Origin of the sequence: Pseudomonas fluorescens (assembly GCF_000967965.1) — a bacterium.
Taxonomy (GTDB): domain Bacteria; phylum Pseudomonadota; class Gammaproteobacteria; order Pseudomonadales; family Pseudomonadaceae; genus Aquipseudomonas; species Aquipseudomonas grandcourensis.
This window is the reverse complement of record NZ_LACC01000039.1, coordinates 5,761-26,855: the sequence shown is the minus strand read 5'-3', so window position 1 is coordinate 26,855 and position 21,095 is coordinate 5,761. Positions and strand designations below refer to the sequence as shown.

Sequence of the window (21,095 nt, the reverse complement as noted above, 5' to 3'; positions counted from 1 at the left end):
ACCGTTGTGTAACAGGCTTTGCGAATAATCGATCAGCCGTCTACTTTTCAAAGGCCCGGCCTTGCGGGTTATGGCGCTAAAACGGTTCACCCTTTGCCGTGTAGACCGCCGGTCTGGCACGCCTTTCCCACACCGAGGACAGCCACATGAATCAGCCCAACTCCAGTCGAGTCAGCCGCGAACGGCATGGTCATGTGTTCCTGATCGGTCTGGATCGGGTGGCCAAGCGCAATGCCTTCGATCTCGACCTGCTCAACGCGTTGAGCCTGGCCTATGGCGAGTTCGAAGCCGACAGCGAGGCGCGGGTGGCGGTGGTGTTCGCTCATGGCGAGCACTTCACTGCCGGGCTCGACCTGGTCAATGCCAGCGTCACTCTGGCAGATGGCTGGCAGGTTCCGCCCGGCGGCTGTGATCCGTGGGGGGTGTTCGCAGGCCCCAGGGTCAGCAAACCGGTGATCGTCGCCGCCCAGGGCTATTGCCTGACCATCGGCATCGAATTGATGTTGGCCGCCGACATCAACCTGTGCGCCAGCAACACCCGGTTCGCGCAGATGGAAGTGCAACGCGGGCTCTTCCCATTCGGCGGCGCCACCCTGCGTCTGCATCAAGTCTCCGGCTGGGGAAATGCCATGCGCTGGTTATTGACCGGTGATGAATTCGACGCCCGTGATGCCTTGCACCTGGGTCTGGTGCAGGAGGTCATGGCCAGTGAAGACTTGCTGCCCCGGGCGATTGAACTGGCCGAGCGGATCGCCCGGCAGGCACCGCTTGGGGTGCAGGCGACGCTGATGTCTGCGCGACAGGCCCGTTATGAAGGGGAAAACGCGGCGGCAAAGGCGTTGCCGCTGCTGGTCAGGAAGTTGATGGCCAGCGAGGACGTCAAGGAAGGTGTGCGGTCGATGGTGGAGCGGCGGCCTGGAGTATTCAAGGGTTGCTGACATAAACTTTGTGGCGAGGGGGATTGCCCCCGTTGGACCGCGAAGCGGTCCCCAAATCCCTGCACCTAGCTCACTCGGACACACCGCGCCAGCCAGAAACACGACTGCTGCGCAGCCGAACGGGGCGGTGCGGCGGTCCGACAAGCCCCCTCGCCACAGTCATCTCACCAACTTTCAGGTGGCCGGACGAATGCACTTGATCAACGACTGCAACGAATACCCCAACCGCGGCGCCAGCGCTTCGGCACGGGCGATCAGGCCGTCCATGTCCAGTTCCTGGTCCAGCTCCGACGGCACGATCAGAATCACGTTGCCCTCCTTCACCGGTAGTTCCCAGTAATGTCGGTGATACAAACCGCGCAACAAGGCGGCGCCCAGGGGTTTACCATCATCGGTAGCCCACTGATTGATGACCAGCCAACCACCCGGATTCAATCGCTTCTGGCAGTTTTCCAGAAAGCTCCAGGCCAGATGCCCGACACCCGGACCGACGTCGGTATAAAGGTCGACGAAAATCAGGTCCGCCGATTCGGCGGTGTCCAGCAGCTCCAGCGCATCGCCAATGCGGATGTACAGGCGCGGATCGTCATCCAGCCCCAGATATTCAATGGCCAGGCGCGGTACGTCCGGGCGTAGCTCGATGGCTTCGACATCTTCCAGCGGCAGGAACTTGAGGCAGGCCTGGGTCAGCGTACCGGCGCCTAGACCAAGAAACAGCGCACTTTCCGGTTGCTCGTGGCACAGCGCGCCGATCAGCATCGCCCGGGTGTAATCGTACTCGAGCCAGCTCGGATCGGCCGTGAACACGCAGCTTTGCTCGATGGCATCACCGAACTCGAGAAAACGGTAATCGGCCACTTCCAGCACACGAATCACGCCGAACTCGTCCTGTACCTCGGCGAGCAGATGCTCGACGCGCTCCTCAGTCATTTCATCTCCTGATCGTCACCGGGGCCGGCAACGCAATAACACCGCGGGTAGAGAGCGGCAAAGGCGAGATTGTCGGCGAAGCGACAGGAACAGGTCACGCACTAATTTGCTGATAACATGGACGTCCGAGCGAAAACACTAGAGACCGTGATGAGCCAACCCTGGAGCCCTGACAGCTGGCGCGCCTTGCCGATCCAGCAACAACCCCAATACCCTGATGCCGCGCATTTGCAGCAGGTCGAGCAGACCCTGGCCAGCTATCCGCCGCTGGTGTTTGCCGGCGAAGCCCGGGAGTTGCGCCGTCAGTTTGCCGAGGTGACCCAGGGCCGCGCGTTTCTGTTGCAGGGTGGCGACTGTGCTGAAAGCTTCGCCGAATTCTCCGCGGCGAAAATCCGCGACACCTTCAAGGTGTTGTTGCAGATGGCGATCGTGATGACTTTTGCCGCCGGCTGTCCGGTGGTCAAGGTCGGGCGCATGGCCGGGCAGTTCGCCAAACCGCGTTCGGCCAACGACGAAACCATCGATGGCGTGACCTTGCCCGCCTACCGCGGCGATATCGTCAATGGCATCGGCTTCGACAAAAAAAGCCGCGTGCCGGACCCGGAACGCCTGCTGCAGTCCTATCACCAGTCCACCGCTACCCTGAACCTGTTGCGCGCGTTCGCCCAGGGCGGTTTTGCCGATCTGCATCAGGTGCACAAGTGGAACCTGGACTTCATCGCCAACTCGGCGCTGGCGGAAAAGTACAGCCACCTGGCCGACCGCATCGATGAAACCCTGGCGTTCATGCGCGCTTGTGGCATGGACACCTCGCCACAACTGCGCGAGACCAGTTTCTTCACCGCCCACGAAGCGCTGCTGCTGAACTACGAAGAAGCCTTCGTGCGTCGCGACAGCCTGACCAACGACTACTACGACTGCTCGGCCCACATGCTGTGGATCGGCGACCGCACCCGCCAACTGGACGGCGCCCATGTCGAATTCCTGCGCGGGGTGAACAACCCGATCGGGGTCAAGGTCGGCCCGAGCATGAACCCCGATGACCTGATTCGCTTGATCGACGTTCTCAACCCGCAGAACGATCCGGGTCGCCTGAACCTGATCGCGCGGATGGGCGCGAACAAGGTCGGCGATCACTTGCCGCAGCTGATCCGCGCCGTCCAGCGCGAAGGCAAGCAAGTGCTGTGGAGTTCCGACCCGATGCACGGCAACACCATCAAGGCCAGCAGCGGCTACAAGACCCGCGACTTTGCGCAAATCCTTGGCGAGGTGAAGCAGTTCTTCCAGGTGCACGAAGCCGAAGGCAGTTATGCCGGTGGTATCCACATCGAAATGACCGGGCAGAACGTGACCGAGTGCATCGGTGGTGCGCGACCGATCACCGAGGATGGCTTGTCGGATCGCTACCACACCCATTGCGACCCACGAATGAATGCCGATCAGTCGCTGGAACTGGCATTTTTGATTGCCGAGACTCTGAAGCAGGTTCGGCGCTAAATCCCGGCGCCCTCATCGCGAGCAGGCTCGCTCCCACATTGGACCGCGTTCCCCTGTGGGAGCGAGCCTGCTCGCGAAGAGGCCAGCTCAGTCACCATCAATCTGTGCCAATGCCACCCGCAACCTTGCCGCACTGGCCCGCAGGCAATTCAACTGAACCTGTGCCAACCCCAGCCAATCCGCCATCTGCCGCAGATTGACCGCCAACGCCATCATCCCATCTTCATCCAGCCCCGCGTCCTCTTCATGCACCGCATGCACTGCCAAACGGCCCGCCCCCCGTTCGGCGCGCAGATCGACCCGTGCGGCAATCCGCTCGTTGTGCAAAAACGGCAGGACGTAATAGCCGTACACCCGCTTGTCCTGCGGCGTGTAGATCTCGAGCCGATAGCGGAAATCAAACAGCCGCTCGGTCCGGCTGCGCTCCCAGATAAGCGAATCGAACGGCGAGAGCAATGCACTGGCGACGACTTTGCGCGGCACTTTTGGCTCGGGCAGACAATAGGCCGGATGCCGCCAGCCCTGGACTTCGCAGGTCAGCAATTCCCCGGCCTCGACCAACTCGGCCAAACGGGGGCGGCTGTCCGCTGGGTTCAAGCGGAAATAGTCACGCAAGTCTTTCTCCGTACCGACACCCAAGGCCATTGCCGCATGCCGCAACAGGCCGCGCTGGGCCTCGTCATCACTCAGGACGGGTATCGCAAGCACCTCCGAAGGAATCACCCGCTCCGGCAGATCGTAGAGCCTTTCGAATCCGCGCCGTCCGGCAACGGTCACTTCACCGGCAGCGAACAACCATTCCAGCGCATGCTTTTCCGCGCTCCAGTCCCACCAGGAGCCGGCCCGTTCCTGACGGGTCGACAGACTTCCGGCCCCCAGCGCGCCCTGCTCCTCGACCGAAGCCAGCACCCGGCGAATGGTGTCTTGCTGTTCACGGCCGAAGCGCGCCAATTGCTGATAAATGTCTTCGCCACGGCTCGCACGCTGCATGCGCCAACGCATCAACGGGTACATGGAAAGTGGTAGTAACGAGGCTTCATGACCCCAGTACTCGAACAACGTACGGCGCCGGCCCTGGCTCCAGGCAGCCTGGTCAAGCAAATCGGATGAGTAATTGCCGAGGCGGGAAAACAGCGGAAGGTAGTGCGAACGCACCAATGCATTGACCGAATCGATCTGCAGAATGCCCAGCCGCTCGATCAGGCGATTGAGCGCAGCAGCCTTGATCGTCGCTGGCGACGACCGCCCGTTGAACCCTTGGGCGGCCAGCGCCAGACGCCGAGCCTGTTTGAGGGTAAAGGACAATGTTGCGGGCATGAGTGCCTCCTTGTCTGCTCGCAACCTACCTCACCGGTAAGGGGTTTGTGTAGCGTGGCCTTCATCATTTATGCATCGGGTCATTCCAGAACGGTTTGATCGACTCGTTCTCCACATCCGCACGGCTCATGCCGATGTCCTTGAGTGCTTCGTCGCTCAAGCTCGCCAGCAGTTCGCGCTCGCGATGCAGTTCGTACCAGCGGCCGACCTTGTGCAGCAGATCGGATATCACGTGAATCGAGTGTTTTTCTGATCCGTGGAACTCGTGTTGACCTTTCATCTTGTTGCCCTCCGTTTGGATGGCTCCAGTCTCGCGCCGGGTCTAAGATCAATCCAACGAATGTTTCTGATGTCACATATCTCGGAGATTGATGGATGTCCGCCTACCCGAGTATCGATACCGAAGTGTTGCGCACCTTCGTCGCCATCGCCGACCAGGGCGGCTTTACCCGCGCCGGCGAAATGGTCAACCGCACCCAGTCAGCCGTCAGCATGCAGATGAAACGACTGGAAGAAGATGTGCTGCAGCGCCAGTTGTTCCAGCGCGACGGGCGGCAGGTGCGACTGACGGCTGAAGGCCAGGTGTTGCTCGGCTATGCGCGACGGATCCTCAAGCTGCACAGCGAAGTATTCAACACCTTGCGTGAACCCGACATGGTCGGCACCGTGCGCATCGGCACGCCTGACGATTATGTGATGCGGTTCCTCCCGGGGATTCTGCGCCGGTTTGCTCAGTCTTACCCGCTGATTCAGATAGAAGTGCACTGCGAATCATCAAAACAACTGTTGATGCGCCAGGACCTCGACCTGTCCATCGTCACCCGCGAACCAGGCAGTGAAATCGGCCAGTTGTTGCGCAAGGAGCGTTTTGTCTGGGCCGAAGCGCAATGCTACAGCGCTCATGAGCAGACGCCGCTGCCACTGGCGATGTTCAACAGTGATTGCTTCTGCCGCCAGTGGGCCTGTAACGCCCTGGATGCCCGGGGGCGTGATTATCGGGTGGCGTACAACAGCGACAGCCTGTCAGCGATCATGGCGGTGGTCAGCGCCGGCCTGGCCGTCACGGCGCAACTTGAAAGCCTGATCACCGCGGACATGCGCATCCTCGGCGAGGCCGAGGATCTGCCGCTACTGCCCGAGGCCAGCATCATGCTCGTGCGCAACCTGCATAACCCGTCACCCATCACCGAGTGCCTGGCCGAGCACATTGTCGATGGCTTCAAACCTTGAAGGCGAGCATCACCGCACAGAACACCAGGAACCCGCAAAACAGCCCGCGTAGCAGCCGCTCCGGCAATGCGTGGGCAACCTTCACGCCCCAACTGATGCTCATCAGACCACCGATCGCCAAGGGTAAGCCGATCACCCAGCTGACCTGATGGTGCGCGGCGTAAGTCACCAGCGTTACCCCCGTACTCGGCAAGGCCAGCGCCAACGACAACCCCTGCGCAACTACTTGGCTGGTGCCAAACAGGCTGGTCAGCACCGGTGTCGCCACCACCGCGCCTCCCACGCCGAACAACCCGCCCATTGTGCCGGATGCAGCGCCAAGCAGGCCCAGCCAGGGCCATGAGTAGTTCATCTGAGAAGCCGCCGGGGCGCTGGCGGCGAACATGCGGACGAGGTTGTACGCCGACAGCGCAACTAGAAAGGCGACAAAACCCATGCGCATGGTTTGCGCATCAATGCCCACCGCCCAGATCGATCCGAGCCAGGCGAAGCAGAACCCCATGATGGCCAGCGGTAACGCGTGGCGCAGTTCGATCCGGTTGCGCTGATGATAGCGCCACAGCGCCAGCATCACGTTCGGCACCACCATCACCAGGGCCGTGCCTTGGGCTATCTGCTGATCGAGCCCGAACAGCACGCCCAGTAGCGGAATGGCGATCAGGCCGCCGCCGATGCCGAACAACCCGCCGAGCGTGCCCAACGCAGTGCCAAACGCCAGATACATCAAGAACTCAATCACCGCATTTTCCCCATTGCCATCAGGCCTTTGATCCTACGCAGTTGCTTCTGGCGCGGAAACGCACAGCATCGCACAATGGCTGTGCCAAATTCGCACAAGCGCAAACCTGCCATGAACCCCAATCAACTGACCGACCAACTGGCCTTGTTCCTTGACGTGCTGGAAACCGGCAGTTTTTCCGCCGCCTCACGGCGTCATCCGCTGACCCCTTCGGCCGTGGCAAGGCGTATCGACAGCCTGGAAAGCGCGGTCGGCAGTCAGTTGTTCCTGCGCAGCACTCATGCGGTACGCGCCACCCCGGCGGGATTGGCCTTTGCCGAGCGCGCACGGCGGATCGTCGCCGAGTTGCGCCTGGCCCGGGCCGAGGCCGTGTCCCTGAGCAGCGCGCCGGAAGGCCTGATTCGTATCGATGCGCCGGCAGCCTTTGGGCGCCGGCACCTGGCACCGGTGATTGCCGATTTCCTGATGCTCTACCCCGGGCTCGATGTGCAACTGCACTTGATCGACAGCTTCGTCGACATGCAGGGCCTGAACCTGGGCAAGGTCGATCTGGTATTGCGCGCCGGGCAACTGGCCGATACCCGGCTGGTGGCCACGCCACTGGCGAGCATGGTGCGTATCGCCTGCGCCAGCCCTGATTATTTGCGGCGTCGCGGCGTTCCGACCGAGCCCACACATCTTATTGAACACGACGGGCTCGACTGGGATGGCTTGGCCCCGCCCTTCGCCTGGCGTTTCGAGCGCGACGGGCAAATGCAGTTGCACCGGCCGGCGCGGATCCGCATGAGCGCCAACAATGCCGAGGCGCTGGTGTGCGGCGCATTGGCCGGGCTGGGAATCGCGCATCTGCCGACCTGGCTGGCCAGCGAGTACCTGTTGCGGGGTGAGTTGTTGCCGCTGTTCTGCGACAGCGGGCTGCCGAAACCGGAAAGCGCCGGCATCTATGCCTTGCGCCTGGAACAGCAACCCAACTCCCGCAGTCGCTTGTTGCTGGAGTACCTGAAAACCCGCTTCAGCCCGGTTCCGCCCTGGGATCTGGTGCTGCAAACCCATCTGCAGCGGCATTGATCAAAATTATCTGGCGCATTAAAGATTCGCCCGCTAGATTCTTGAGATCACAGATCAAGGCTTCGACATGACCACCGAGCGCAACACTCCGGACAACTGCGACAACCTGCTGCTGGACAATCAGGCCTGCTTCGCCCTGCATTCCACTTCGCTGATGATGACCAAGGTCTACAAACCCTTGCTGCAAGCGCTGGGCCTGACCTACCCGCAATACCTGGCGATGATGGTGTTGTGGGAAAGGGACGGTTTGACCGTAGGTGAAATCAGCACGCGGTTGCTGACCGATCCAGGCTCGTTGACGCCGCTGCTCAAGCGCCTGGAAGCCGAAGGCCTGCTCAGCCGAACCCGCAGCCGCGAAGACGAGCGGGTGGTAATCGTCGAACTCACCGAACAGGGTCGGGCCTTGCGTGACAAGGCCCGTGATGTTCCCCAGTGCATCCTCGGCGCCAGCGGGATGACCGTGGAGCGTCTGCAAAACCTGCAAGCGGAGTTGCAGGAGCTGCGTCGCCACCTGCAAGACAGCCTGTAGTTTCAAGGCCAGCACAAAGCCCGCTCCCACATTTGCTTTGTGCTGTCCCACAGAACCCGATTCCCCTTCCGAAAAAGCCGCCTGTAAAACCTCCAGTCGCTCTAACTCAATAGCTCCAGCCAATCCTTCTCAACCGTTCGTCTGTCCTGGCAAATTAATTTTACTATTTATCTTGTGCGCTAAATATTTGCGCGATACATTCATCTCGCCATTACTTAGCGCGCAAATATTTAGCGTAAAACAAACAAACCCTGAACGAGGCTTTCACCATGCAAACTCTCTACACCGCAATCGCAACTTCCACCGGTGGCCGTGACGGTCGTGCGGTTTCCAGCGACAACATCCTCGACGTCAAGCTCGCCACGCCGAAAGAACTCGGCGGTGCCGGCGGCGCAGCCACCAACCCTGAGCAACTGTTCGCTGCCGGCTACTCCGCCTGCTTCATCGGTGCCCTGAAATTCGTGGCCAGCCAGACCAAGCGCAGCATCCCGAACGACGCTTCGATCACTGCCCACGTCGGCATTGGCCAGATCCCCGGCGGCTTCGGCCTGGACATCGACCTGCACATCAGCCTGCCGGGTCTTGAACAAGCCGATGCACAAGCACTGGTCGACGCGGCCCACCAGGTCTGCCCGTACTCCAACGCCACCCGTGGCAACGTCGATGTGCGTCTGCACGTAACCGTCTAAGCGCTGGCTACCCAGGCCCGAACAGGAAACGAACATGAACACTTTCAGCAAAGTCTTGACCGGTACCCTTCTCGCCTTGTCCATCAGCAACGCATTCGCAGGTAGCGGGGTTGAGCACAACACCCAAGCATTCCTCGATGTGCTGAATGCCGGTACCGGCAAGCCGATGGAGCAAATGACGCCCGCCGAGGCCCGCGCCGTTCTGGTAGGTGCGCAAGCCGGGGTCAAGCTGACGCTGCCAAAAGCCGATGTCAGCCAGAAGACCATTCAAGTCGACGGCCAACCGATCAGCCTGACCATCGTCCGGCCGGCCGGGGTCAAGGGCGAGCTGCCGGTGTTCATGTTCTTCCACGGCGGTGGCTGGGTGCTGGGGGATTTCCCGACCCACGAGCGGCTGGTGCGTGACCTGGTGATGGGTTCGGGTGCCGCGGCCGTGTTCGTGAACTACACGCCGTCGCCGGAAGCGCATTACCCGGTGGCGATCAACCAGGCTTATGCCGCAACCCGATGGGTGGCCGAGCACGGTAAAGAGATCAGCGTCGATGGCAAGCGCCTGGCGGTAGCCGGCAACAGTGTCGGCGGTAACATGGCGGCGGTGGTTGCGCTGATGGCCAAGGACAAGGGCACACCGGCGATCAGGTTCCAGGTGCTGTTGTGGCCAGTGACTGATGCCAACTTCGAAACCGCGTCCTACAACCAGTTTGCCGAGGGGCACTTCCTCACCAAAAACATGATGAAGTGGTTCTGGGACAACTACACCACCGACGCCAATCAACGGAATGAGATCTACGCCTCGCCACTGCGCGCGACCAGCGCTCAGTTGAAAGGATTGCCTCCAGCGCTGGTGCAGACCGCCGGTGCCGACGTGTTGCGCGACGAAGGCGAAGCCTACGCCCGCAAACTGGACGAGGCCGGAGTGCCGGTGACTTCGGTTCGCTACAACGGCCTGATCCACGACTACGGTTTGCTCAACGTGGTGAGCCAGGTGCCAGCGGTGCGTTCGGCGATGTTGCAGGCTTCGCAAGAGCTCAAGCAACACCTGAAATAAAAAGCTCGCTCCCACAGGGTTTCTGGTTGAACCCGAAATCGCAGGCACAAAAAAGCCCGACTCAATGGTCGGGCTTTTTCATTCCTGAAGCTGTGCTTATTTGGCACGGCCTTTGTAGGAACCGCCTTCGCGGGTGTCGATCTCGATCTTGTCACCGATTTCGATGAAGTCAGCAACTTGCAGCTCGGTACCGTTGCTCAGCTTGGCTGGCTTCATTACTTTGCCGGAAGTGTCGCCGCGAGCCGAACCTTCGGTGTAGTCAACTACGCGCACGATGGTGGTCGGCAGCTCTACGGAAACCAGACGCTCTTCGAAGAAGATCGCTTCGCAAACATCGGTCATGCCTTCTTCAACGAAAGGCAGAACGGCTTCGATGTCTTCAGCGTTCAGCTCGTACATGGTGTAGTCGGTGGTGTCCATGAACGTGTAGGTGTCGCCGCTGATGAAGGACAGGGTCGCTTCTTTGCGGTCGAGGATTACGTCGTCCAGTTTGTCGTCGGCGCTGTAAACGATCTCGGTCTTGTAACCGGTCAGCAGGTTCTTCAGCTTGGTCTTCATGATCGCGCTGTTACGACCGGACTTGGTGAATTCAGCTTTCTGAACCAGCCAAGGATCGTTTTCGAGACGAATCACGGTCCCGGGTTTCAGTTCTTTACCAGTTTTCATTGCGAATATCCGAATTTGGATGGGATTTACAAAAATCTAGGCCGCGTATCATATCCAATTTCCATAAAACTGTACCAGCGCCGTGGCAAGATCGGCCTGCAAGGCCTGTTCCTGACACCACGCCTCGGCGTGTTTTTCCAGCTCTGGCCAGTGTTTACGGGTGAATTGCCAGTGGTCGGCTATTTTTTCACCAGCGTTCCACGCCCGCCAGAGACCGCTGATCGCCTCCCGCGCAGGCGCAGATAACCCTTTTACATAAAGTTCGAGGAAGGCTTCGAGCTTGTCCAGGTGGATGTCTTCTTCCTGCCGGTAAATGTGCCAGAGAAATGGCCGGCCGGCCCATTGAGCGCGCACGAAGGAATCTTCGCCGCGCACGGCATTGAAATCGCAGCACCACAGCAACCGGTCGTATTGATCCTGGCGGACAAATGGCAGCACTTGCACGGTCAAGGCATCCCGCACATGCACTGCACCGGCCGCCAGACCCTGCACACCAAGCCAACGCTCGACGTCGCCGAGAATCCGCCCTTCCGGCACCAGCAGATGAGTGGCCGTAGAATCGCCAGCCATCCCATCGAGCCAACTGGCCAGACCGGTGTTTTCGTAGGCAAACAATGAGATCAGCTGCGTACCAGGCACAGGATCAATCCCCAAACCTTGCAAGAATTCTCTTTGAACTTGCGGATTTTGCTGAAATTGCCGACGCCGTTCCAGCAACCCTCGCTCACGCAGCAGTCCACCGGTGCCCTTCCGGAATCCAGGGAAGAAGAAGAACTTCTGCACATTTCTGTACTTCACCGAGGGCAAACCGTGGCAGCCGATCACCCAGTCTTCGGCGCTCAGATAGTCGAGGTTCATCCACAGCGGCGTCTTTTCCCGTTCGGCCATGGCCTCCATATAGGCGCTCGGCAATTGGCAGGCAAAGGCAGCAATCACCACATCGGCGGCTTCAGTCGGCTGCCACTCGGCGGGCCACTGGCACACTTCGACGTCCTGCTGCCACTGTTGCGCAGCATGGATGTCGATTTCCGGGCACAGGCGCTCGAACGCTCGAAGATCATCGACCCACAGACGCACCGCCAGACCATGTTCGGCCACCAGTTGCCGGGCCAGTCGCCAGGTCACCCCGATGTCGCCGAAGTTGTCGACCACGGTGCAAAAAATATCCCAGCGGGTTTTCATTTCAGGCATTCCAGGCTCCCGTTGGCAAAGGCGCCGATTGTCCGCATAAATTACCCCGTGCAGAAGAGCCGACGGCGATTATTCTTCATGCGACAATCGCCACTCGCCAGTGACCTTTCGCCAGGAGGCAACCATGCCCCACCGCCCCACTCCGCGCAGATCCTTCCCGATCAGCCTCAACGCCCTGCAATTGACCGGCAGCATCGCCCTCGGCATGTGGCTGGGATTCATTGCCATCGTGCTGACCTGCTGGCTCGCTTCGCGCCTGCTTTTCAGCGAGCAATTGGCGTCTGTGGCGACAGCTGTGGAGCAACTGGCCAAACCACCTGTGGTGGCCCAATCGGTGCCGGACATGCCGTCACAAAGCCCGCTGTTCGACCAATATGAAGAAAACCTGCGCAAGAACGAGCAGCAGCAACGGCTCGATCAGGCGCGCAGCAGCAGTCGCAACCTGTCCAACCCAAGCTGTCAGTTCTGGCTGCAACAGGACCGGACTGCGCCCAGCGAAAAAAGTCGCGCCAACGTCCTGCAATTCTGCGATTGATCATGAATAAGCAAACCGTCCACCAACTGATTCTCGACAAGCTGCGGATCGATCTCGACATCGCCGAGCGGGCCGCGCAAACCGCCTACGAAACGGCAACCCACGAAGAAAACATCGCCGAGAACAAGTACGACACCCTGGGGCTGGAAGCGTCCTATCTCGCGGCCGGGCAAGCCAGGCGGGTCGAGGAAATTCGCCAGTCACTGAACCTCTGCCTGAACCTGGCCCTGCGCCCGTATGACGATCAGCGGGGCATCGAAGTGGGCGCGCTGCTCGGGCTCGAGGACGAAAAGGGGCGCGAACAATGGCTGTTTCTGGCACCCGATGCAGCCGGGCTGAAGGTCGATCTGGTGGGGCAACTGATCACCGTCATCACCCCGCGCTCACCGCTGGGCAAAAGCCTGCTGGGTAAATTCGAGGGCGATGAGGTGGAGATCATGGTGGCGGGCGCTCGGCAACAGTTCGCTGTCACCGAGGTAGTTTGACCGGCAGAAACGCTATCAGTGAACGGGCAGTTCGACGCCCTCGAACAGCTCTTCCAGTTCCTGCTTGTTGTGGCACTGAATGGCCTTGGCCATGACTTCGCGGGTCAGGTGTGGCGCGAACTTCTCGATGAAGTCGCACATGAAGCCTCGCAGGAAGGTGCCGCGACGGAAGCCGATCTTGGTCACGCTGGACTCGAACAGTTCGCTGGCGTCGAGCACCACCAGGTCGCTGTCGAGTTTGCTGTCGACGGCCATTTTCGCCACGATGCCCACGCCCAGCCCCAGGCGAACATAGGTCTTGATCACGTCGGCGTCGGCAGCGGTGAACACCACTTTCGGCGTCAGGCCGCGATGGCTGAAGGCTTCGTCGAGTTTCGAACGGCCGGTGAAACCGAACACATACGTCACGATCGGGTATTCGGCCAGTGCTTCGAGGGTCAGTTTCGACAGCTTGGTCAGCGGGTGGCCCTGAGGCACGACCACGCATCGGTTCCAGCGGTAGCACGGCATCATCACCAGATCGCCGAACAGCTCGAGCGCTTCGGTGGCGATGGCGAAATCCACGGTGCCGTCAGCGGCCATTTCGGCGATTTGCATCGGCGATCCCTGGTGCATGTGCAGGGCAACGTCCGGGTATTGCTTGATGAAATTGCTGATCACCGGCGGCAATGCATAACGCGCCTGGGTGTGAGTGGTGGCAATCGACAGGGTGCCTTTCTTCTCGTTGGAGAATTCCTGGGCGATCTGCTTGATGCTTTCAACCTTGCGCAGAATCTCGCCAGCGGTGGTGATGATGCGCTCGCCGGCTGGGGTAACGCGGGTCAGGTGCTTGCCGCTGCGGGCAAAAACCTCGACGCCCAGCTCGTCTTCCAGCAGACGGATCTGCTTGCTGATGCCCGGTTGAGAGGTGTAAAGACTTTGGGCTGTAGCGGAAACGTTGAGGTCGTGGTGCGCCACTTCCCAGATGTAGCGCAATTGTTGAAGCTTCATATGAATCCCTCAAAGCAGGTAGACGCCACGGGCATCAGCGACGATATATAACTATATTAATGGCTCGAAGAATAAATCTAGAACTTTTTTATCAGATTGCCATTATTCGTGTCCTAGCGGTCCCCTTGGCGACGACGTTGCACCAACGGCACCAGATAGACCGGCACCTTGGACAGTTGCAACACACGGGCGGCGGTTCGCCCCAAAGGCGTTTCCGCACCGGCGCCATGGCTGTGACTACCTACGATCAACAAATCCACGGAGAGTTTCTGCGCCTGGTCCAGAATCACCTGCGACGGATCGCCCTGCAGCACCCGTACTGCCTGAATCCGCTCCAGGTCGTGCTCCCCTTCATCCCCCAACTCCTCACGAAAACTGTCGAGCACCCGTTGCTCGATACTGGCAATCACCGTATTGAGGCCCTGGCTGTGAAACTCGTTCAGCGCCTGTTCATCGAGATAACTTTGCAGCACCGATTCGGCAAACAACCCCATGGGTTCAACCGCATGCACGACGTACAAACCGGCATTGAAGGTCCTGGCCAGCTCCAGGGCATGCTGCATCACCACGGGCGCATACAGGCCAAGGTCAGTGGCATACAGCATCGTACGAATCATATGACCTCCTCGACTGCCAACATGGCGGAGATTTGATTCAGCTTAGCAGTGCCTTGGCGACTACGACGTCCGGCGCAACGCATTGAACGGTGGGCTTAAACCTTTTGCTCGTTGCTTATGCCATGGGGCACATGACCGGTGGCGACGACTTCACGGGCCAACTCGCAGTGGCCGGCCTGATCGTCGAAAAACACGTCCGCCGCGAAGGCTTCGAGAAAGGCCGACTTGGTCAGGCCGCCGAGGAACAGCGACTCGTCGAGACGGATGTCCCATTCGCGCAAGGTGCGAATAACCCGCTCATGGGCCGGTGCCGATCGCGCCGTGACCAGCGCGGTACGGATCGGACAGGTGTCTTCCGGGAATTCACGCTGCAACAGATTGAGAGCAGCGAGAAAGCCCTTGAACGGCCCTCCGCGCAACGGCTCGCGGGCGGCCTCACGCTCGCTGGCCTGGAACGCTTCCAGACCACCGGCCTGATAAATGCGCTCCGACTCATCGGAAAACAGCACCGCGTCTCCGTCGAAGGCAATGCGTAACTCGTCGCTAGCCGCACGGCTGGCACCACCCGACAGAATGGTCGCTGCCGCGAACCCGGCGTCCAGTGCATTGCGTACGTCTTCGGCGTGGGTCGAGAGAAACAGATCGCAGCCAAAGGCCTTGAGGTAGGGATACGGACTGCGCCCGCCGACAAAGGCCGCACGGGAAATTGCCAGTCCGTAGTGGTCAATCGAGTTGAACACCCGCAGCCCGGTGTCGGCGCTGTTGCGCGACACCAGAATAACTTCGACCCGGGCGCGGCCGAGGCTGTTGTTGAGGTTCAGGAGTTTCTGCACCAACGGGAAGGCATCGCCGGGCTCGAGGATTTCGTCTTCATGTTCGATCTGATACTGCCGGTAGGCTTCGACGCCACTCGACAGGTAGACCTTGTGGCTTTCGCTCAGGTCGAACAGCGCCCGCGAAGAAATCGCCAGCACCAGCTTGTCGTCAATTGCCTTTGGCATGCCCTTCCCCCTCAGGTCGGTCAACTCAGATGTTGCGTCGATCAATGAAACTCAAACTGCGATACAAGGCCTCGATGCGTGGCATCTCACACCCGGCTGCCTTCGCCGCCGCCAAAGGCCGGGCGTAGATCGCGGCCAGTTCCAGCGGTCGCTTGTGCAAGTAATCGTGGTACATGCTCGGCCAGTAGTCGGGCATCTTTTCGGTCACCATGAACAAATGCTCGGCATACCCTGCCGGTACGTCATGCCCGCAGGCAACTGCGCCTTGAACCACTTCAGCCATCAGCGCCTTGATCAACTCGCGACTGTCGGCATCGGCCATCAACGGTGTGGTGCTCGCCCCCAGCAAAACCGAGAGACCGTTGTAAGGGATATTCCAGACCAGTTTTTGCCAACGCGCCTGATGTAAATTCGCCATGGCCTGGGAATCGAGGCCGGCGCTGCGAAACAGCCCGACGCCCTCCTCGACAATCGCAGTGCGTGCCGGCCCATCGGCGGGACCGCTGTGATACCCCACATGCACCGCGCCCAGCGCCTGATGGGTAATGACGCCCGGCGCCTCGCGATGGACGCAGATGTAGCACAGCCCTCCGAGCACATGCAGCGAATCGGGGAGCAGCTCGCGCAGGCTGTCTTCGACGTCCAGGCCGTTTTGCAGCAGCAGTACCTTGGCATTCGGTGCCGCCGCTTGCAGGATGGCAGGTGCCAGGTCGGCGTTGCTGGTGGTTTTCGCCCCCACAAGCAGCCAGTCGCAGGGCGGCATGTCTTCAGCGTTCGAATAAGCCTGTACCGGATTCAGTTTCAGCGCACCGTGGGGCGCGCTATCGACTTGCAACCCGTGCTCGGTCACGGCGGAAAACTCGCTGCGTAGCAGAAAATGCACATCAAAACCGGCTCGCGCCAGCATCACCCCGTAGAAACCGCCGATTGCGCCGGTCCCGATAATGCCGATCGTCGGCCTGGCAACTGTCCCCGTCATGGCAACTCCTCTGCTGTTCGACTCAGCGCCTGGCGCACGGCTCGATTGAGCTCGGTGTCGGTCAGACGCGATTTGAGTGCTCCAAAGAATTCGCCGTCGCGAACGACAAACAGCGCCGGCAAGTGAAAGACCTGATAACGCTCGACCACCCCGCCGTTGTTGCCGGCATCAATCCAGCACAGTCGGTCGACTGCCAGATCGAGTGTCGGCAATTGCTCACGGGCAAAACGGCAACTGGCGCAGCCGACACTGGTGAAAATGACCAGCGATACGCCGCTCATCGCCAGCAGCCGTTGGTCGGCGTCAAAATCGGTCAGTTCCAATTCGACCACTATACTGGAGGGAACAATGTCAGATGGCCGACACATGGAGTCTGTGTTCATGGGACGATTCATTCCTCACCCTGACGATGTGCCCGTCGAGTTAAAGTTGCTGAAACCTGAGTGTCTTTCGCGACGACAGCTGCACACTATCAGCCTCGGGGGCATGGCTTGCAATTATCACCGCGCGTGGCGCCACGGCACGGCGCTGGAGGTACGCATGCCGACCGTGAACCCGGACATGCGCTACCTGGGCTATGTCGCCTGGTGCCTGCGACGCAAGCGTGGTTACCTGGTGGGCATCGCCTTCGTCGATGAACAAACGCTGTTCAGCGCCCGAATGGGTGAGCAGGTGTGCCAGATCGAACGCTACTGCCGCCTGCATGACGCCCACGAGGACTTGCAGGATATCCAGGCCCTGGCCCTCGAATGGGTCCAGGAGCATGCCGACGAGTTCTCTCACGATTCGGTGCGCAAGGCTTTTGCGCAGCCGGTGCTGGAATAGGGGTGTTCTTGATCGGTTTGCCCCTCACGGTAGGGAAACTGACTGCGAAAGCCCACCAAACCGGCGTCTGCCCATTGTCGAGCCACGGTGTAACGCGCTAAGGTTCGGGTCCCCGACGCGCTTAATTTGCTGTGCTCCGCCGCGCGGGTTCGCTGGCGGCCGGCACCCGTGACCTGACGAGTAAACGATGGCTGATTTACCGATCAACGACCTAAACGTCGCCTCCAACGAGACACTGATCACTCCCGATCAGCTCAAGCGCGATATTCCCCTGAGCGACGCCGCACTGCGCACCGTCACCAAGGGCCGCGAAGTCATTCGCAACATTCTGGATGGCACCGACCATCGCCTGTTCGTCGTCATCGGGCCTTGCTCGATCCACGACATCAAGGCCGCCCACGAATATGCCGAGCGCCTGAAGGTTCTCGCCGCCGAAGTGTCCGATACCCTGTATCTGGTCATGCGCGTGTATTTCGAGAAGCCACGTACCACCGTCGGCTGGAAAGGCTTGATCAACGACCCGTACCTGGACGACTCGTTCAAGATCCAGGACGGCTTGCACATCGGTCGTCAATTGCTGCTGGACCTGGCCGAAAAAGGCCTGCCGACCGCCACCGAAGCCCTCGACCCGATCTCCCCGCAGTACCTGCAGGACCTGATCAGCTGGTCGGCCATCGGCGCGCGCACCACCGAATCCCAGACTCACCGTGAAATGGCCTCCGGCCTGTCCTCGGCCGTCGGCTTCAAGAACGGCACCGATGGCGGCCTGACCGTAGCGATCAACGCCCTGCAGTCGGTTTCCAGCCCGCACCGCTTCCTGGGCATCAACCAGGAAGGTGGCGTGTCGATCGTGACCACCAAGGGCAATGCCTACGGTCACGTGGTGCTGCGCGGCGGCAACGGCAAGCCGAACTACGATTCGGTCAGCGTTGCGCTCTGCGAGCAGGCGCTGAACAAGGCGAAGATCAAGCCGAACATCATGGTCGATTGCAGCCACGCCAACTCCAACAAGGATCCGGCCCTGCAACCGCTGGTGATGGAGAACGTCGCCAACCAGATCCTCGAAGGCAACAAGTCGATCATCGGCCTGATGGTTGAAAGCCACCTGAACTGGGGCGCCCAGGCGATCCCGAAAGACCTCGCCGACCTGCAATACGGCGTGTCGATCACCGACGCCTGCATCGACTGGACTGCGACCGAAAACACCTTGCGCAGCATGCATGCCAAGCTCAAGGATGTGCTGCCTAATCGCGATCGCAGCTGATCGCCTGTTTGGCGGCGCAAAAAGCGCACACAAAAAAAACGCCGGGCTGAACCCGGCGTTTTTTTATGTGTTCGTTTTGTTGAAGGTCACTGACTCAGCTTGGCCGCATGCCGCTGGTGACGCTCCATGTAGCGCTCGACGTAGGAGCACGATGGAATGACGGTGTAGCCCATTTCGTCAGCGTACTCCAGCGCCTTCTCGGTCAAGGCTGCCGCAATACCGCGACCACGCAATGCGTTGGGCACGAAGGTGCGATAGATATCCAGGGTCTGTTTCCCCAGATCCATATAGGTCAGATAGGCACGATGACCGTCCACATTGGTCTCGAACTGATGACCAGCCTGGTCATGGTGGATGGACAACGCCTCGCTCATCACTACTCCTCGCGGGTCTGGAATTCCGACCCCTACCTTACCGATGTTTTTCCGGCGAAGGAACATCTACGCCACCCCGTGCCTGAATGGACACCGAGAAGAGCTGCACCGATCTCGCGCTACCGAGCACGTACAAATAGTAGGCACCATTGGCAGAAATGCTCAAGATGCGCTCGTCATCGTGCCGGTTGGCGGGTGCGGCTCCGGATCACGCAGGATTGGCTCGACCGAAGATCACTCCGGGTCGATAGCCTGTACATTGCCGGATGTTGAGACTTAAGACGAGCGCCCGTTGTTAAAGTCACCTGAACATCGAGAAAGATATTGAGAGGCGCCACACAAAAGCCGAACAAAAGTGTAGACGAATCCATGTAGGCGGACTTTAGCCGGACCAGGAAAAAGAGCGCCGTGCCACAGGAACTTTTTCTCGCCAGTTCGCTCAGCCACGGGCCTTGCAGCTGGATATTTTTTAAACAATTCAGTTAAAAGTTGCTCGAAAAAGAATCAACGCCTACAATTTTTTTTGCTTCTTGCGTCACGTCAGTTTTACTTACTACAAGTAATGGGTAGTATGTACGCCGGCTATTTCCTCAATCGGAGGAGATAGCTACTTAATAGAAAGTCCTTGAAGGGGAACACGATGAACAACGTTCTGAAATTCTCTGCTCTGGCTCTGGCCGCAGTTCTGGCTACCGGTTGCAGCAGCGCATCGAAAGAAACCGAAGCACGTCTGACCGCTACTGAAGACGCAGCTGCTCGCTCCCAGGCTCGTGCAGACGAAGCTTACCGTAAAGCTGATGAAGCTCTGGCTGCTGCTCAAAAAGCACAACAGACTGCTGACGAAGCTAACGAGCGTGCTCTGCGCATGCTGGACAAAGCTAGCCGCAAGTAATAATCCTTCGGGATTGTTATCAAGCCGACCCATTTTTTGGGTCGGCTTTTTTATTGCCTGGCGTTTCTCCGGGCAATAAAAAACCCGTCGACGCGGTCCGCGCCGACGGGTTCTTTGCCAGCATTACTGCAGCGGATCGACCGGAGTGCTCGACACCATCGGTACGACACCGTTGCCCGGCACAGCGATCTCAACCGGCAGACCGTCTTCAGCGGCGACCACATCACGCACCACATCCCAGTTCATGCGCAGGTTGTTGGTGATGTCTTCACGCTTGAGCATCGCATTGATGACTGCGGTGTGCTTGTCGACCACCGACGGGTTGCCCTTGTCGTCCAGCGGCGTATGCGCCTCCAGATAGACCTTGCCGCCACTCAGGCCAAACTTGTACGGGTCGTTGATGATCCGCACCGACGTACCGACCGGCACCATGCCCGCCATTTCCAGCACGTTGTTGTTGAACATGCGGAAGCAGCCGTGGCTGGTGCGCATGCCGATGCCGAACTTCTTGTTCGAACCGTGGATCAGGTAGCCCGGTGTGCCCAAGGTGAACTTGAACGGCCCCAGAGGGTTGTCAGGGCCGGCCGGCACGACGTTGGGCAGCGGATCACCGTCTGCTGCGTGCTCGGCCTTGATCGAAGCCGGAGGCGTCCAGGTAGGGTTCGGTGTCTTGGCGGTGATGCTGGTGTGGGCAATCGGCGAGCCCCAGCCTTCACGACCGATACCCAGCGGGAACGTGTACACCACGTTCTTGCCTTTCGGGTAGTAGTAGAGGCGGTACTCGGCCAGGTTGATCACGATGCCTTCACGCGGGCCTGGTGGCAGGATGAAGCGGGTCGGCAGGATGATTTCCGTGCCGGCGCCTGGCAACCAGGCATCGACACCCGGGTTGGCCGCGACCATTTCCGTGTAGCCCAGATCGTAGGCGGTACCAAGGTCGGCGAAGGTATCTTCGTACTTGGCCTTGATCACCTGCACCTGGCCGATGATGTCCTCACCTGGCGGTGGCAGGGGAAACTCCAATGCTGCGACTGGACCGGCCACAAAGAGGGCGGCAAGAGTCAGGCAGCGGGTGACGGCAGGAAAACGCGGCAACATCCGGAAAATCCTTCGCATGATCAACAGAGATATAAGAGCGCGATTGTACACCGCTGTCTGTTATTTCGGGGAGATGGCCCGATTGCAGGCAGTGCAAGGCGATTTTGAGGTTGTCCTCGATCCCGTGTGGGAGTGAGTCTGCTCGCGATGGCTGTGTGTCAGGCGGCATGGATTTTGATGGTGTACATATCCG

General features: G+C 59.8%; 25 protein-coding genes. 12 read left to right on the top strand and 13 right to left on the bottom strand.

Annotated features, from left to right (window positions below; all coding sequences use genetic code 11):
• Positions 1-146: 146 nt before the first annotated feature.
• Positions 147-938 carry a crotonase/enoyl-CoA hydratase family protein gene (locus VC35_RS25660; protein WP_046043397.1) on the top strand — a complete coding sequence of 264 codons (792 nt, stop codon included), beginning with the start codon at positions 147-149 and terminating at the stop codon, positions 936-938.
• Between the two features lie 174 nt (positions 939-1,112).
• On the opposite strand, the gene VC35_RS25655 is transcribed toward VC35_RS25660, so the two are convergent.
• A complete protein-coding gene (locus VC35_RS25655; RefSeq protein WP_046043396.1) occupies positions 1,113-1,868 on the bottom strand; it encodes a spermidine synthase in 756 nt (251 codons plus the stop codon).
• 150 nt (positions 1,869-2,018) lie between these two features.
• Here VC35_RS25655 and VC35_RS25650 point away from each other — a divergent pair, with 150 nt between their 5' ends.
• The gene (locus VC35_RS25650) at positions 2,019-3,365 is read left to right on the top strand and encodes a class II 3-deoxy-7-phosphoheptulonate synthase (protein WP_046043395.1); all 1,347 of its coding nucleotides are present in this window, start codon (positions 2,019-2,021) and stop codon (positions 3,363-3,365) included.
• Between the two features lie 87 nt (positions 3,366-3,452).
• Here VC35_RS25650 and VC35_RS25645 read toward each other — a convergent pair whose 3' ends face one another.
• Entirely contained in the window at positions 3,453-4,682 is a 1,230-nt protein-coding gene (locus VC35_RS25645; RefSeq protein WP_046043394.1) for a winged helix-turn-helix domain-containing protein, read from the bottom strand.
• Between the two features lie 64 nt (positions 4,683-4,746).
• Complete coding sequence (locus VC35_RS25640) at positions 4,747-4,962, bottom strand: DUF1127 domain-containing protein (protein ID WP_046043392.1); 216 nt, start codon at positions 4,960-4,962, stop codon at positions 4,747-4,749.
• Positions 4,963-5,057: 95 nt separating this feature from the next.
• Here VC35_RS25640 and VC35_RS25635 point away from each other — a divergent pair, with 95 nt between their 5' ends.
• Positions 5,058-5,912, top strand: a complete 855-nt coding sequence (locus tag VC35_RS25635) for a LysR substrate-binding domain-containing protein (protein ID WP_046043391.1) — start codon at positions 5,058-5,060, stop codon at positions 5,910-5,912.
• On the opposite strand, the gene VC35_RS25630 is transcribed toward VC35_RS25635, so the two are convergent.
• Positions 5,902-6,636: a sulfite exporter TauE/SafE family protein gene (locus tag VC35_RS25630; RefSeq protein WP_046043390.1), complete on the bottom strand. Its 735-nt coding sequence runs from the start codon at positions 6,634-6,636 to the stop codon at positions 5,902-5,904. The genes VC35_RS25635 and VC35_RS25630 overlap by 11 nt on opposite strands.
• Before the next feature lie 126 nt (positions 6,637-6,762).
• Here VC35_RS25630 and VC35_RS25625 point away from each other — a divergent pair, with 126 nt between their 5' ends.
• From VC35_RS25625 to VC35_RS25610, 4 genes are all read left to right on the top strand, one after another.
• Positions 6,763-7,719 carry a LysR family transcriptional regulator gene (locus VC35_RS25625; protein WP_046043422.1) on the top strand — a complete coding sequence of 319 codons (957 nt, stop codon included), beginning with the start codon at positions 6,763-6,765 and terminating at the stop codon, positions 7,717-7,719.
• Positions 7,720-7,786: 67 nt separating this feature from the next.
• Positions 7,787-8,248, top strand: a complete 462-nt coding sequence (locus VC35_RS25620) for a MarR family winged helix-turn-helix transcriptional regulator (protein ID WP_046043389.1) — start codon at positions 7,787-7,789, stop codon at positions 8,246-8,248.
• 269 nt (positions 8,249-8,517) lie between these two features.
• Positions 8,518-8,937 (top strand): organic hydroperoxide resistance protein, encoded by a 420-nt coding sequence (locus VC35_RS25615; RefSeq protein WP_046031808.1) that lies wholly within the window; start codon positions 8,518-8,520, stop codon positions 8,935-8,937.
• A 34-nt stretch (positions 8,938-8,971) separates the two neighbouring features.
• The gene (locus VC35_RS25610; protein ID WP_046043388.1) at positions 8,972-9,985 is read left to right on the top strand and encodes an alpha/beta hydrolase; all 1,014 of its coding nucleotides are present in this window, start codon (positions 8,972-8,974) and stop codon (positions 9,983-9,985) included.
• A gap of 96 nt (positions 9,986-10,081) precedes the next feature.
• Here VC35_RS25610 and VC35_RS25605 read toward each other — a convergent pair whose 3' ends face one another.
• A complete protein-coding gene (locus VC35_RS25605; RefSeq protein WP_028619992.1) occupies positions 10,082-10,651 on the bottom strand; it encodes an elongation factor P in 570 nt (189 codons plus the stop codon).
• A 48-nt stretch (positions 10,652-10,699) separates the two neighbouring features.
• Complete coding sequence (gene earP / locus VC35_RS25600) at positions 10,700-11,842, bottom strand: elongation factor P maturation arginine rhamnosyltransferase EarP (protein WP_046043385.1); 1,143 nt, start codon at positions 11,840-11,842, stop codon at positions 10,700-10,702.
• Between the two features lie 124 nt (positions 11,843-11,966).
• Between earP and VC35_RS25595 the strand changes: the two genes are divergently transcribed.
• Together VC35_RS25595 and VC35_RS25590 are read left to right on the top strand one after the other, a co-directional pair.
• Positions 11,967-12,377, top strand: coding sequence for a hypothetical protein (locus VC35_RS25595; protein WP_046043383.1), 411 nt, complete (start codon positions 11,967-11,969; stop codon positions 12,375-12,377).
• A 2-nt stretch (positions 12,378-12,379) separates the two neighbouring features.
• Positions 12,380-12,862, top strand: coding sequence for a GreA/GreB family elongation factor (locus tag VC35_RS25590; RefSeq protein ID WP_046043382.1), 483 nt, complete (start codon positions 12,380-12,382; stop codon positions 12,860-12,862).
• A 15-nt stretch (positions 12,863-12,877) separates the two neighbouring features.
• Here VC35_RS25590 and cysB read toward each other — a convergent pair whose 3' ends face one another.
• The 5 genes from cysB to VC35_RS25565 all read right to left on the bottom strand — a co-directional run bounded on the left by cysB (position 12,878) and on the right by VC35_RS25565 (position 16,832).
• On the bottom strand, positions 12,878-13,852 hold the full coding sequence (gene cysB / locus VC35_RS25585) for an HTH-type transcriptional regulator CysB (protein ID WP_046043380.1): 975 nt from the start codon (positions 13,850-13,852) through the stop codon (positions 12,878-12,880).
• 113 nt (positions 13,853-13,965) lie between these two features.
• A complete protein-coding gene (locus VC35_RS25580) occupies positions 13,966-14,469 on the bottom strand; it encodes a universal stress protein (protein WP_046043379.1) in 504 nt (167 codons plus the stop codon).
• A gap of 95 nt (positions 14,470-14,564) precedes the next feature.
• Complete coding sequence (locus tag VC35_RS25575) at positions 14,565-15,470, bottom strand: 5'-nucleotidase (protein ID WP_046043378.1); 906 nt, start codon at positions 15,468-15,470, stop codon at positions 14,565-14,567.
• Positions 15,471-15,495: 25 nt separating this feature from the next.
• Positions 15,496-16,449 (bottom strand): putative 2-dehydropantoate 2-reductase, encoded by a 954-nt coding sequence (locus VC35_RS25570; RefSeq protein WP_046043376.1) that lies wholly within the window; start codon positions 16,447-16,449, stop codon positions 15,496-15,498.
• Complete coding sequence (locus tag VC35_RS25565) at positions 16,446-16,832, bottom strand: thioredoxin family protein (protein ID WP_046043375.1); 387 nt, start codon at positions 16,830-16,832, stop codon at positions 16,446-16,448. Before VC35_RS25565 ends, VC35_RS25570 begins: the two co-directional genes overlap by 4 nt.
• On the opposite strand from VC35_RS25565, the gene VC35_RS25560 reads away from it, so the two are divergent.
• Together VC35_RS25560 and VC35_RS25555 are read left to right on the top strand one after the other, a co-directional pair.
• A complete protein-coding gene (locus tag VC35_RS25560; protein ID WP_046043374.1) occupies positions 16,831-17,274 on the top strand; it encodes a PilZ domain-containing protein in 444 nt (147 codons plus the stop codon). The two genes, VC35_RS25565 and VC35_RS25560, sit on opposite strands and share 2 nt — an antisense overlap.
• A gap of 187 nt (positions 17,275-17,461) precedes the next feature.
• Positions 17,462-18,538 (top strand): 3-deoxy-7-phosphoheptulonate synthase, encoded by a 1,077-nt coding sequence (locus VC35_RS25555; protein ID WP_046043373.1) that lies wholly within the window; start codon positions 17,462-17,464, stop codon positions 18,536-18,538.
• Positions 18,539-18,624: 86 nt separating this feature from the next.
• Here VC35_RS25555 and VC35_RS25550 read toward each other — a convergent pair whose 3' ends face one another.
• Complete coding sequence (locus tag VC35_RS25550) at positions 18,625-18,912, bottom strand: GNAT family N-acetyltransferase (RefSeq protein WP_007973562.1); 288 nt, start codon at positions 18,910-18,912, stop codon at positions 18,625-18,627.
• A 640-nt stretch (positions 18,913-19,552) separates the two neighbouring features.
• Between VC35_RS25550 and oprI the strand changes: the two genes are divergently transcribed.
• Complete coding sequence (oprI, locus tag VC35_RS25545) at positions 19,553-19,804, top strand: outer membrane lipoprotei OprI (RefSeq protein WP_003199355.1); 252 nt, start codon at positions 19,553-19,555, stop codon at positions 19,802-19,804.
• Positions 19,805-19,927: 123 nt separating this feature from the next.
• On the opposite strand, the gene VC35_RS25540 is transcribed toward oprI, so the two are convergent.
• The gene (locus VC35_RS25540) at positions 19,928-20,902 is read right to left on the bottom strand and encodes a L,D-transpeptidase family protein (protein ID WP_046043371.1); all 975 of its coding nucleotides are present in this window, start codon (positions 20,900-20,902) and stop codon (positions 19,928-19,930) included.
• Positions 20,903-21,095: the final 193 nt, after the last annotated feature.